This is a genomic window from Pseudomonas sp. MYb118 (assembly GCF_040947875.1).
In the GTDB taxonomy this organism is placed as follows: domain Bacteria; phylum Pseudomonadota; class Gammaproteobacteria; order Pseudomonadales; family Pseudomonadaceae; genus Aquipseudomonas.
This window is the reverse complement of the sequence record NZ_JBFRXN010000004.1, coordinates 521,089-533,169: the sequence shown is the minus strand read 5'-3', so window position 1 is coordinate 533,169 and position 12,081 is coordinate 521,089. Positions and strand designations below refer to the sequence as shown.

13 protein-coding genes are annotated in these 12,081 nt (G+C 62.5%); 5 read left to right on the top strand and 8 right to left on the bottom strand.

The window, feature by feature from the left end; translation table 11 throughout:
• Positions 1–43 precede the first annotated feature (43 nt).
• Entirely contained in the window at positions 44–688 is a 645-nt protein-coding gene (locus ABVN20_RS28465; protein WP_368559116.1) for a GNAT family N-acetyltransferase, read from the bottom strand.
• A gap of 277 nt (positions 689–965) precedes the next feature.
• Between ABVN20_RS28465 and xthA the strand changes: the two genes are divergently transcribed.
• Both xthA and ABVN20_RS28455 read left to right on the top strand, forming a co-directional pair.
• A complete protein-coding gene (gene xthA, locus ABVN20_RS28460) occupies positions 966–1,778 on the top strand; it encodes an exodeoxyribonuclease III (RefSeq protein ID WP_368559115.1) in 813 nt (270 codons plus the stop codon).
• Between the two features lie 284 nt (positions 1,779–2,062).
• Positions 2,063–3,394, top strand: a complete 1,332-nt coding sequence (locus ABVN20_RS28455; RefSeq protein ID WP_368559114.1) for a substrate-binding domain-containing protein — start codon at positions 2,063–2,065, stop codon at positions 3,392–3,394.
• 138 nt (positions 3,395–3,532) lie between these two features.
• Here the strand turns inward: ABVN20_RS28455 and ABVN20_RS28450 are convergent, their stop codons facing one another.
• Positions 3,533–4,051, bottom strand: coding sequence for an ankyrin repeat domain-containing protein (locus ABVN20_RS28450; RefSeq protein WP_368559113.1), 519 nt, complete (start codon positions 4,049–4,051; stop codon positions 3,533–3,535).
• A 96-nt stretch (positions 4,052–4,147) separates the two neighbouring features.
• A complete protein-coding gene (locus ABVN20_RS28445; protein WP_368559112.1) occupies positions 4,148–5,986 on the bottom strand; it encodes a long-chain-acyl-CoA synthetase in 1,839 nt (612 codons plus the stop codon).
• On the opposite strand from ABVN20_RS28445, the gene ABVN20_RS28440 reads away from it, so the two are divergent.
• Positions 5,985–6,233, top strand: a complete 249-nt coding sequence (locus ABVN20_RS28440) for a hypothetical protein (protein ID WP_368559111.1) — start codon at positions 5,985–5,987, stop codon at positions 6,231–6,233. The genes ABVN20_RS28445 and ABVN20_RS28440 overlap by 2 nt on opposite strands.
• Positions 6,234–6,329: 96 nt before the next feature.
• A complete protein-coding gene (locus tag ABVN20_RS28435; RefSeq protein WP_368559110.1) occupies positions 6,330–6,608 on the top strand; it encodes a DUF3509 domain-containing protein in 279 nt (92 codons plus the stop codon).
• Between the two features lie 152 nt (positions 6,609–6,760).
• Here the strand turns inward: ABVN20_RS28435 and mtnC are convergent, their stop codons facing one another.
• The 5 genes from mtnC to aroC are packed head-to-tail and all read right to left on the bottom strand — an operon-like array spanning position 6,761 to position 10,906.
• Complete coding sequence (mtnC, locus tag ABVN20_RS28430) at positions 6,761–7,444, bottom strand: acireductone synthase (RefSeq protein ID WP_368559109.1); 684 nt, start codon at positions 7,442–7,444, stop codon at positions 6,761–6,763.
• Positions 7,445–7,448: 4 nt separating this feature from the next.
• A complete protein-coding gene (locus ABVN20_RS28425) occupies positions 7,449–7,994 on the bottom strand; it encodes an acireductone dioxygenase (RefSeq protein ID WP_368559108.1) in 546 nt (181 codons plus the stop codon).
• Positions 7,995–8,014: 20 nt separating this feature from the next.
• Positions 8,015–8,641, bottom strand: a complete 627-nt coding sequence (locus tag ABVN20_RS28420) for a methylthioribulose 1-phosphate dehydratase (RefSeq protein ID WP_368559107.1) — start codon at positions 8,639–8,641, stop codon at positions 8,015–8,017.
• Complete coding sequence (locus ABVN20_RS28415; protein ID WP_368559106.1) at positions 8,638–9,786, bottom strand: MFS transporter; 1,149 nt, start codon at positions 9,784–9,786, stop codon at positions 8,638–8,640. Before ABVN20_RS28415 ends, ABVN20_RS28420 begins: the two co-directional genes overlap by 4 nt.
• A 28-nt stretch (positions 9,787–9,814) precedes the next feature.
• A complete protein-coding gene (gene aroC, locus ABVN20_RS28410) occupies positions 9,815–10,906 on the bottom strand; it encodes a chorismate synthase (RefSeq protein WP_368559105.1) in 1,092 nt (363 codons plus the stop codon).
• 129 nt (positions 10,907–11,035) lie between these two features.
• Between aroC and ABVN20_RS28405 the strand changes: the two genes are divergently transcribed.
• Positions 11,036–11,989 (top strand): alpha/beta hydrolase, encoded by a 954-nt coding sequence (locus tag ABVN20_RS28405; RefSeq protein WP_368559104.1) that lies wholly within the window; start codon positions 11,036–11,038, stop codon positions 11,987–11,989.
• Positions 11,990–12,081: the final 92 nt, after the last annotated feature.

Here is a 12,081-nt window from a genome sequence, read left to right as displayed (position 1 = left end):
TGGGAGCGTGATAGAACCTCGCGTGGCGCGAAAGTTCTACCGTTTATGCCGAGGCGCTTTGCAGCACCTGCGGATTGGCATGGAAAAACACATGCTCGCGGATCGGTCCGACGGCCACCTCACCGATTTCCTCATAGCCCTGGCGCTTGTAGAAATCCAGGTAACGCGGGTTGCCGGTATCGAGCACCACGCCCTGGGAATGTTCATCCACCGCGCACCAGTTGTGCACCGCTTGCAGCAGTTGTTCGCCGAAGTGCTGGCCCTGGAATTGCGGGTGAATGCCCAGCAGGGGCAGCAGATGCACCGAATCGGATGGCACGCAGGCCATCACCGCATCGTGGTACTCGAGGTAGCGCCGGGTGCAGCGAAAGCCGGTGCTGAGCACCATGCGCAGGCGCCAGGCCCAGCTTTCGGTGATGCCCAGGCGCCGTTGCGGCGGCGCGATCAATGCGATGCCGATCAACCGGTCGTTGACCAGCAGGCCGATGGCCGGCAGATCCTGGAGAAAATGCTGTTTGACCAGTTCGCGCACGGTGGCGCGCACCCGCTGCTCGTAACCCGGGCGTTCGGCTTCGAACAGATAACCGAAGGTCGGCTCGTGCCGGTACGCCTGGTACAGCAGCGAGCGGGCTTCGCGGGAATAGCCGCTGTCGAGCATGTGGATGGCGGCGGTTGAGGTTTCAGGCATGCGGTGGATCTCCCCGGCACAGTTTGGGTGGCTGTGTTCTTATTGGTACGAGCGTTTGGGTGGTGATGCAGTTCCGTTTTGCTCTTAGATCGGTGTGATGGCGTGGAAAAGCTCGCGAGCAGGGCTCGCTCCCACACAGGTATAGACCAACTTGTGGGAGCGAGCCTGCTCGCGATGAGGCCGTCACTTCCTATATAGATTAGACAGAACGCTCACCCCACACTGGCCCCAATCCCACAGGTCAGCTAGCATCGCCCTTTTGCCAGGACTGCCGACCATGAAGATCGTCTCCTTCAACATCAACGGGCTGCGCGCTCGCCCCCATCAGCTGGCGGCGCTGATCGAAAAGCATCAACCGGACGTGATCGGCCTGCAGGAAACCAAGGTGCACGACGACCAGTTCCCGCTGGACGAGATCCAGGCGCTGGGTTACCACGTGCATTTCCACGGGCAGAAGGGTCACTACGGCGTCGCCCTGCTCTCGCGCCTGGCCCCGCTGGCCCTGCACAAGGGTTTTGCCACCGATGAGGAAGACGCCCAGCGTCGTTTCATCTGGGGCACCTTCGCCGACGCCAATGGCGTGCCGGTGACCATCATGAACGGCTACTTCCCCCAGGGCGAAAGCCGCGACCACCCGACCAAGTTCCCGGCCAAGCAGCGCTTCTACAGCGACTTGCAGCAACTGCTGGAGAGCCAGTTCAAAAATGACCAGGCGCTGGTGGTGATGGGCGACGTGAACATTTCCCCGGAAGACTGCGACATCGGCATCGGCCCGGACAACATGAAGCGCTGGCTGAAAACCGGCAAATGCAGCTTCCTGCCGGAAGAGCGTGAGTGGATGGCGCGCTTGAAGAACTGGGGCCTGACCGACAGCTTCCGCCACCTGAACCCGGACATCGCCGACCGCTTCAGCTGGTTCGACTACCGCAGCCGCGGTTTCGAGGACGAACCCAAGCGCGGCCTGCGCATCGACCTGATCCTCGCCTCCCACGGCCTGCTGCCACGGGTGAAGGATGCCGGGGTGGACTACGAACTGCGCGGAATGGAAAAACCCTCGGACCATGCGCCGATCTGGTTGGAACTACTGTAGGAGCGAGCTTGCTCGCGATGCTCGTTAACGATGACGCGGGCTGTCTGATGCCCTGCGGTGTCCTTGCTACCATCGCGAGCAAGCTCGCTCCTACAGGGATCACGCCGTACCTGTGGGAGCGGGCTTGCCCGCGATGGCGGTGTTTCAGTTGATAGCTGTGCCAACTGACACTCCGCAATCGCGAGCAAGCCCGCTCCCACAGGTGCTGTGTAAACCCAACCGTCATCTGCCCGAAACATTACTGACTTAATCTCCCGGCTCTTTCCTTTTATCAAGGTGCCGGCATGTCGCTGCGCTTTTTTTGCCTGTTGATGCTCTGCGCGGTGACCGCGCAGGCTGCGGACTTGCCGATTCCCCCGCAAGGCCCGGCGCTGCGCATCCAGGGTTCCAATACCATCGGTGCGGCATTGGGCCCGGCGCTGGTTGAAGGGCTGATGCGCGAGCAAGGCTTGCTCAAGGTGCACAGCGAAGCACCGGACACCGCCAACGAACTGCGCGTGGTCGGCGAAACGCTGCAGGGGCAGCGGGTCGAGGTGGAAATTGCCGCACACGGTTCGAGCACCGGGTTCGCCGCGCTGAAAAACGCCACGGCGGACCTCGCCGCCTCATCACGCCCGATCAAGGACAGCGAAGTGCTGGCCCTCGCCTCCCGTGGCGACCTCAAGAGCCCCGGCGCCGAGCAGGTGATCGCCATCGACGGCCTGGCCATCATCCTTCATCCGCAAAACCCGCTGACGCAACTCAACACCGAGCAACTGGCGCGGATCTTCAGCGGCGAGGCAAAAACCTGGGAAGAACTCGGCGGCCACGGCGGACCGATCCACCTGTACGCCCGCGATGATCAGTCGGGCACCTACGACACCTTCAAGGAACTGGTGCTCAGCCGTCGCGGCAAGAGCCTGGGCGGCGCAGCCAAACGCTTCGAGTCCAGCGAGCAATTGTCCGACGCGGTCAGCCTCGACCCGCAGGGCATCGGTTTCATCGGCCTGCCGTACGTGCGCAAGGCCAAGGCTGTGGCCATTGTCGATGGCCAGTCCCAGGCCATGATGCCGCTCAGCAGCCTGATTGCCACCGAGGACTACCCCCTCTCGCGCCGGCTGTTCCTGTACCTGCCGCCCAACGGCAAGAACCCCTGGGCCGAAGCCCTGGTGACCTTCGCCCAGAGCGCCAAGGGCCAGGCGATCGTCGCCGACAACGGTTTCATTGCCCAGACCGTGCAGGCCATGAGCGTCGCACCGAACGCGCTGATGCCCGAGGGTTATCAGGCGATCAGCCGCCACGCCCAGCGCCTGAGCGTGAACTTTCGCTTCGAAGAAGGCAGCGCCAGCCTGGACAACAAGGCCTTGCAGGACCTGACGCGGGTGCTCGATTACCTGCGCCAGCACGGCAAGACCGAGCGCCTGGTCACGCTGGTAGGCTTTGGCGATGCCAAGAGCGACCCGGCCCGCGCCGACCTGCTGTCAAAACTGCGGGCCATGGCGGTGCGCCGCGAACTGGTGAAAAACGGCGTGGTGTTCCGCGAGATTCGCGGGTTCGGCGCCGAGATGCCGGTGGCGGCGAACAGCGCCGATGAAGGGCGGATCAAAAATCGGCGGGTTGAGGTTTGGGTTTACTGAGTCGTGGGGCTGAAGAACTGTGGGAGCGGGCTTGCTCGCGAAGGCGGTGTGTCAGTCAGCACATTTGTAAACTGACACACCGCCTTCGCGAGCAAGCCCGCTCCCACAAAAGTTGCTCACTGACTTTTAGAAACAGAATCAGCCCAACAACTTCTGCAATTGCGCCGTGGTATCGACCGCGCCCATGGTTTTCGCCGCGTCCAGCGCCGACACGCCGTTGGCGTCCTTGGCCTTGGGGTCAGCGCCTTTGCTGATCAGGTAGTCGACGATTGCCACGCGGTTGAACATCGCCGCCATCATCAGTGCCGTGCGGCCGTCGAACGACGAGCCTTCTACCTGCGCGCCCCCCTCCACCAGCGCCGTGACCACCGCCAGGTCACCCTTGAACGCGGCGCCGGCAATCGGGCTTTGGCCGTTGTCGTTGCGAATTTCCGGATCGGCCTTGTGTTCGAGCAACACTTTCACCGTGTCGACATGGCCATGGTAGGCGGCAAGCATCAGCAGGGTGTCGCCCTTGTGGTTGCGCAGGTTGGCGGGCAGGCCTTTGCTCAGCAGCGCGGCCATCATCGCCGCATCCCCTTCGCGTGCCTTGTTGAAGACCTGCTCGGCAAATTCGGCGGCTTCTTCCGGGGTCATCTGGCGGCCTTGGTCGGACATTGGAAACTCCATTCACAGTTATTCGCAAAGCCGACAGTTTCCCGAGAGCCCCCAGGCCTGTCACTTGTTTTTTCTCAAGTCGCGCCATAGCCGCCGTCAATAACGGAAGTGCCCGCCGTGAATCTGCGCCAGCAACTGTTCGGTGACCTGCACATAGGTGTCGCTGCCCGGCAGCCAGGCATAGATCGGGTCGTCGCCGGTTTTGCCCGGGTCGAAGGCTTCATCCTTGAGCCGGGTCTTCTGGTATTTGAACGTGCCGGTGGTTTCCATTTTCACCTTCACCCGCAGAAACAGCGGCACCGCGTAGGCCGGCATGCGTTCGCGGGTAAAGGCCAGCAGCTCGCTGAAATCCAGGGTCGCCAGGGACTCGGCGGGAGTGATCGCCGCCATGCCCGCGCGCCCGTTGGTGTTATGCACTTCCACGCCATAGGCCACGGCTTCGCAGATGTTCGGGTGTTGCAACAGAATGTTCTCGACCTCGGTGGTGGACACGTTTTCGCCCTTCCAGCGATAGGTATCGCCCAGGCGGTCGACGAACTGGGCATGGCCAAACCCGATGTTGCGCAACAGGTCGCCGGTGTTGAAGTAGCGGTCGCCCTTCTCGAACACGTCGTGCAGCACGACTTTCTCGGTCTTCTGCGGGTCGGTGTAACCGTCCAGCGGCGCCTTGTCGTCGATCTTCGCCAGCAACAGCCCGCGCTCACCCTTGGACACCTTGCGCATGAAACCCGTGGCATCGCGCAGCGGCAAGCCACTGTCGTGGTCATAGGCAGCCAGTTCCCAGGACATCAGCGAAAAACCCACGGTGTTGTCGAAGTTGAGCACGTTGGTGAAACCGATGTTGCCGTCGCTGGCAGCGTACAACTCGCAGATGTGCCGCACGCCAAAGCGCGTCTTGAACTCATGCCACGCGCCGGGGCGCAGGCCGTTGCCGATCATCCGCGTCACGCCGTGGCGATTGTCGTCGGCACAGGCCGGCTGGTCGACCAGGTAGCGACACAATTCGCCGACGTAGCCGATGGTGGTCGCCCGGTAGGCCCGCACGTCCCCCCAGAACTGGCTGGCGCTGAACTTGCGGCGGATGGCGAACCCCGACGCCCCGCTGACCGCCGAGCCCCAGCACACGCAAAGCCCGGTGGCGTGGTACAGCGGCAAGGTGCAATAGAGGATGTCGTCGGGGCGCATGTCCAGGGCGATCTGGCCGAAACTCGCGGAGCTGCGCATCCAGCGGCCATGCTTGAACACTCCGGCCTTGGGCAGGCCGGTGGTGCCCGAGGTGTAGATGTAAAAACAGGGATCGTCGAAAAACACCTGCTGGCTGCTGGCGGGGTTACCCTCTGGCTCGTCGAGCGCCGCACTCATGAGGTTGATGAAGCCGTCCGGGGCAATGCCGGGCTGGCGCGAAGTGTCCTGGTCGGCGACGAACCAGGTCCGTTGCGCCTCAATCGCCAGCTGCGGACGAACCGCCGAATACGCCGGCAGCAGTTCTTCGCCGACGATGATCGCCACCGGCGCCACCAGGTTCAGGCTGTGCAGCAGGGTGTCGCGGGTTTGCGCGGTGTTGAGCAAAGCACTGACCGCGCCGACCTTGGCCACCGCGAGGATCGTCACCAGCAATTCCGGGCGGTTGTCGATGAACACCGCCACCACATCGCCCTTGCCGATGCCCTGGGCGATCAGATGATGGGCAATGCGATTGGCCCACTGGTTGACCTGCCGGTAGCTGAGCACCACTTCCCCTTGCAGCAGGGCCGGGCCATCGGGGTTGCGCAGGGTTGCCTGCTCGAAACTCCAGCCCAGGCCACACGTCTGGGTCGGGTCCTTGACGTTCGCCGCCTGCATGCCCCTCACCACTCTGGGTATGGCTTTGGCAATCGCAGGCAGTTTGCGGAGCATCATGCTCCAGGTGATCGTGTCGTTCGTGGTGTCGCGCATGCAGGCTCCCGTTCGATCTTCTTATAGTCGGTCAACGGTGATTGAGCCCGAAAATACGTCAACGGTTCTGGCGCTGTACACGCGGTTTTTGCAATGTTTTGTATCCGCAAACGCGGGTGCCGCCGACGTGAACATCAAAGGTTCAAATGGTTCCGTGCAAGCGACGCTCATCACGCAAAATGCAGGATGCACGATGGCCGTTCATGCAGATTGCACGAAAGCAAAAATGGCTAAAAAAATTAAATAATTGATTTATAAGGAGAATTATAAATAGCGAATGCTGGCACAAACGCTGCAACTCCCTGGACATGCTTGCCAATCAAGAGCCAAGGAGCCAATAGACATGAGCCTGATCCAGGAAAAATTTTCGTCGCTGTTCTCCAACTTCGAAGTCACCACCCTGCCTCGTCCCGACGGTGGCATCCTGCTGACCTTGCGCAGCAGTGAAGGCCGGGTATTCAAGCGCTCGATCTCGTACCAGCAATTGCATGCCGGTGATCAACTGTCGTGGGTGATCAGCGCCATCCGCCGCGACTTGGCCGAACAGGCCAGCGAACTGCCGCAGATTTCCATGCTGCAGAGCCAGCAGCGGTTTGCGTTGCCGACTTATCATTCGGCTTGATCGCAACCCCGAGTTAACCTGTCACCTGTAGGAGCGAGCTTGCTCGCGATGGACGACCAGACGACGCGGGGATTCAGTCCGGCATGCGTTATCGTTCAAGTCCATCGCGAGCAAGCTCGCTCCTACAGGGGTTCTGGGTTAGGGGCCGAGGGTTAGAACGCCTCAGGCTCAATGTGAGCGAAACTCTCCACCGTCACATGCCCCTCCAGTTCACCACCCTCTCGCGCCAGGCCGCAGGTTTTCATGCCCGCCTGGTGTGCCGCTTCCAGCTCCTGGACGATGTCCGACAGGAACAGGATTTCCTCCGCGTGCAGGCCAATGGCCTGGGTGATGCGCTGATAGGACTGCGCCTCACGCTTGGGCCCTGACGTGGTGTCGAAGTAGCCGTTGAACAGCCCCGACAGATCCCCCGCCTCCGAGCAGCCGAAGATCAGCTTCTGCGCCTGGATCGACCCTGACGAATACACATACAACTGCAAGCCCTGGCGATGCCAATCCTGCAACGCCTGAACGGCATCCGGGTAGACGTGGCCTTTCAACTGCCCGGCCTGATAACCCTGCTCCCAGACCATGCCCTGCAACGCCTTGAGTGGTGTGGCCTTGCGGTCTTCGGCGATCCAGCCCAGCAGGATCTCGATGACCCGCTCGACATCCGCGCCCGGCTCGGCGCTGTCCAGGCGCACGGCGTCCAGTTGCTCGGCGACGTCGGCGCGCGTGGCGTGCTGACGGACGAACCCCGGCAGATGGCGGGCGGCGTAGGGAAACAGCACGTCGAAGACAAAACTCACCGCGCTGGTGGTGCCTTCGATGTCGGTGAGGATGGCTTTGATCGGCATCGACTCAGTCCTCGAGACGCGGGAAGTGGCTGGCGATGTCGTCGCCGGTGAAGTTGGCCACCCAGCCTTCGGGGTTGTTGAACAGGCGGATCGCCACGAAATGCGGGTTCTCGCCCATGTCGAACCAGTGCGGAGTGCCGGCCGGTACCGAGATCAGGTCGTTCTTTTCGCACAACACGGCGTACACGTAATCACCCAGATGCAGGGTGAACAGACCACGCCCGGCGACGAAAAACCTGACTTCGTCTTCGCCATGGCGGTGTTCGTCGAGAAACTTGGCGCGCAGTTCGGCCTTTTGCGGGTGATCGCTGTTGAGGCTGATCACATCGACGGTGATGTAACCGCGTTCGGTCATCAGCTTGTCGATCTGCTCTTTATAGGCGGCGATCACCTCTTCCTGGCTGGCGCCCGGCTGGATTTTCGCCGCGGCTTGCCAGCGGTCGAAACGCACGCCCTGCTCGGCCAGGGTCGAGGCGATGTCTTCGAAATGGGTCAGCACCTTGTTCGGAATGTCAGGGCTTGAGACGTGGTAAACGGACAGGCTGCTCATCAGGGCAACTCCTTAACGGTTCAGGCTTGGCGGTTTAGCACCGCTCGGGTTTTCAACTCGCACTCGAACAAAAATTCGAAGGCCTCGATCTGCCGCAGTGCATCGCTCATACGCGCGCCCCAGGTGTAGAGGCCGTGGCCGCGGATCAGGTAACCGGCGCAATCGGGGTGGGCGTCGAGCCAAGGCTGCACCTTGGCGGCCAGGCGCGCAATGTCCTGGTCGTTGTCGAAAATCGGCACGCGCACCCGCGATTCATGGGTGGTGACCCCACTGAAAGCCTTTTGCAGTTCGTAGTCTTCGAATTCGATGAAGTCCTGCGGCGTCAGGCGCGACAGCACCGTGGCGTTGACCGAATGGGTGTGCAGCACCGCGCCGATTTCCGCGCGCCAGCTGTAGAGCTGGGTATGCAGCAGGGTTTCGGCGGACGGTTTCTTGCCCGGCTCCAGGCTGTTGCCGGACAGGTCCGTGGCCAGCACATCGTCCGGGCCCAACTGGCCCTTGTGCTTGCCGGAGACGGTCAACAGCGCCTGGGTCGGCGACAGGCGCGCCGAATAATTGCTGCTGGTGGCCGGCGACCAGCCGCGGCCATACAGAAAACGCCCGGCATCGATGATTTCCTGGGCGAGGTGTTCACGGGTAAGGCTCATGGCCTGTCCTCTTGCATACGTGTGGCAATGATAACGGCAGCGGCGAACGCTGCGAGACTGGCAATACTAAAGGTCCATGCGGCGCCCAGGGCGTTCCAGCTGTAACCGGAATACAGGGCGCCCAATGCGCCGCCGGTACCGGCCAGGGCGGCATACAATGCCTGGCCCTGCCCTTGCTGGCGCGCGCCGAAACTACGTTGCACGAAGTGGATGGCAGCGGCGTGAAAGCTGCCGAACGTCGCCGCGTGCAGCACCTGGGCAAACAGCAGCACGCCGACGAACTCGGCCAGCGAACCCAGCAACAGCCAGCGCAGCGCCGCCAGCAGGAAACTGGCCAGCAGCACCCGGCGCACGGAAAACCGCGCCAGGATTTTGCTCATGGCCATGAACACCAGCACTTCGGCGACCACCCCCAGTGCCCAGAGCATACCGATCAGGCCTCGGCTGTAACCGAGCTGTTCCAGGTGCAGGGTAAGGAACGTGTAATACGGGCCGTGGCTCATCTGCATCAGCGCCACGCACGCGTAGAACGCCAACACGCCAGGGCTGCGCAACTGCTTGAGAAAACCGTCGCCGGCCAGGCGCTCGCCCTGGGCCGGCTGGGCATTGGGCACCCACAGGCTGCTGAGCACGATACCGGCCATGATGGTCACCAGCGCCACCGGGTAGATGTCCAGGCTCAGCCATTCGAACAGCCGCCCCAGCGCAACCACGGTGATGATGAAACCGATCGAGCCCCACAGGCGGATCTGGCTGTAGCGCTGGGCCTGGCCCTGCAAATGCGCCAGGGTGATGACTTCGAACTGTGGCAACACCGCGTGCCAGAAGAACGCGTGCAGGGCCATGACCATCGCCAGCCAGGCGTAGCTTTTGCTGACGAAGATCAGCGAAAACGTCAGCAGGGTACAGATCGCCCCGAAGCGTACGATGGCCAGGCGCCGACCGGTGTAGTCACCGAGCCAGCCCCAGAGGTTCGGCGCCACGCAACGCATCAGCATGGGAATGGCCACCAGCTCGCCAATGCGCGCGGCGCTGAATCCCAGGTGATGGAAGTACAGCGCCAGAAACGGCGCCGTCGAGCCAAGCAAGGCGAAATAGAACAGATAGAAACTGGAAAGCCGCCAGTACGGGAGCGCCACGGCCATCAGACCGTGGCGACTTGCAGGGCTTGGCTCAAAGCTGACCCAGCACCGGCGTGCTGACGCGTACGTCGGCGTTCTGCCCACGGTGGCGCAGCAGGTGATCCATCAGCACGATGGCCATCATCGCTTCGGCGATTGGCGTGGCGCGGATACCCACGCACGGATCGTGGCGACCCTTGGTGATCACGTCCACCGGGTTGCCATGGATGTCGATCGAACGGCCCGGGGTGGTGATGCTTGAGGTCGGCTTCAGGGCGATGTGCGCCACGATTGGCTGACCGGACGAGATGCCGCCGAGGATGCCGCCGGCGTTGTTGCTGAGGAAACCTTCCGGCGTCAGCTCATCGCGGTGCTCGGTGCCACGCTGGGCAACGCTGGCGAAACCGGCGCCGATTTCCACGCCCTTGACCGCGTTGATGCTCATCAGCGCATGGGCCAGCTCGGCGTCGAGACGGTCGAAGATCGGCTCGCCCAGGCCCGGCATCACGCCTTCGGCGACCACGGTGATCTTGGCGCCCACCGAATCCTGGTCGCGACGCAGTTGGTCCATATAGGCTTCCAGCTCCGGCACCTTGTCCGGGTCGGGGCTGAAGAAAGCGTTCTGCTCGACCGAGTCCCAGGTCTTGAACGGGATTTCGATCGGGCCGAGCTGGCTCATGTAGCCGCGAATGACGATGCCCTGGGACGCCAGGAATTTCTTGGCAATCGCCCCCGCCGCCACGCGCATGGCGGTTTCGCGCGCCGAGCTGCGTCCGCCGCCGCGATAATCGCGCTCGCCGTATTTGTGGTGGTAGGTGTAGTCGGCGTGGGCCGGGCGGAACAGGTCCTTGATCGCCGAGTAGTCCTTGGACTTCTGGTCGGTGTTGCGAATCAACAGGCCAATGGCGCACCCGGTGGTGCGGCCTTCGAACACGCCCGAGAGGATCTCGACTTCGTCGGCTTCTTGGCGCTGGGTGGTGTGACGGCTGGTGCCGGGCTTGCGGCGATCAAGGTCGCGCTGCAGATCCTCCAGGGAAATTTCAAGCCCCGGCGGGCAGCCGTCGACAATGGCGACCAACGCCGGCCCATGGCTCTCGCCTGCGGTGGTGACAGTGAACAGCTTGCCGTAGGTATTGCCGGACATCAGGACGCTCCGTGAAATCGAACCCAAATACGTAATGCGCGCCAGTATACGCAGGCTCCCCGAGTAGTTCATCCTCGAACCTTCTGCAGGCCCGCCAGTCCAACCGGGATCCTTGTGAATGATGGCGTCATGATGCTGCGAGCTTTAGTCTTGAGTCTTACCCTTTTCAGCGGTTTTGTGCAGGCCACCGTGCTGCAACGACCGATCAGCCTGGACACCGGCACCGGGGAACTGTTCGGCTCCCTGCTGCTGCCAAAATCCGACAAACCGGTGCCTGTTGTCCTGATCATTTCCGGCTCCGGTCCTACCGACCGCGACGGCAACAACCCCGACGGCGGGCGCAACGACAGCCTCAAGCGCCTGGCCTGGGTGCTGGCCAAACACAACATCGCCAGCGTGCGTTACGACAAGCGCGGCGTCGCGGCGAGCCTCGCGGCCACGCCCGACGAGCGCAACCTGTCGGTGGAGGCCTACGTGGCGGACGCCGAAGCCTGGGGACGCAAACTCAAGAGCGATCCGCGTTTCGGTCCGTTGATCCTGCTGGGGCACAGCGAAGGCGCGTTGATTGCCAGCCTCGCGGCGCCGAGCGTCGACGCCGCCGCGGTCATTTCCATGTCCGGCACCGCCCGCCCGGTCGATCAGCTGTTGCGCCAGCAACTGGCCCGCAGCCTGCCGCCGGCGCTGATGCAACGCAGCAATGAACTGATCGACAGCCTCAAGGCCGGGAAAACCGACGCCAACGTTCCCGCGCCGCTACAGGTGATTTTTCGCCCGAGCGTGCAGCCGTACCTGATTTCGCTGTTCCGCCAGGACCCGGCCGCCGCGTTCGCCCGACTGAAGATGCCGGCGCTGATCATCCAGGGTAGCAACGACATCCAGGTCAGTGTCGAGGATGCGCGGCAACTCAAGGCTGCCAAACCGGATGCCGAACTGGCGCTGATCGAGGGCATGAACCACGTCATGCGCATCGTGCCCAACGACGTCAAACGGCAATTGGCGTCCTACAAAGACCCGAATTTGCCCCTGGCCGCCGAACTCGGAACACGAATCCTTGGATTTATTGACGGACTTCGCACCCGTTAAGCGCTTTTTGCCCTCCAGTACTTGGGAAAACGGCCGATAAGCCTTTGTCGCCAGCGCACGTGCGGGCGACATGCTGAGCTTGGACAGGATCT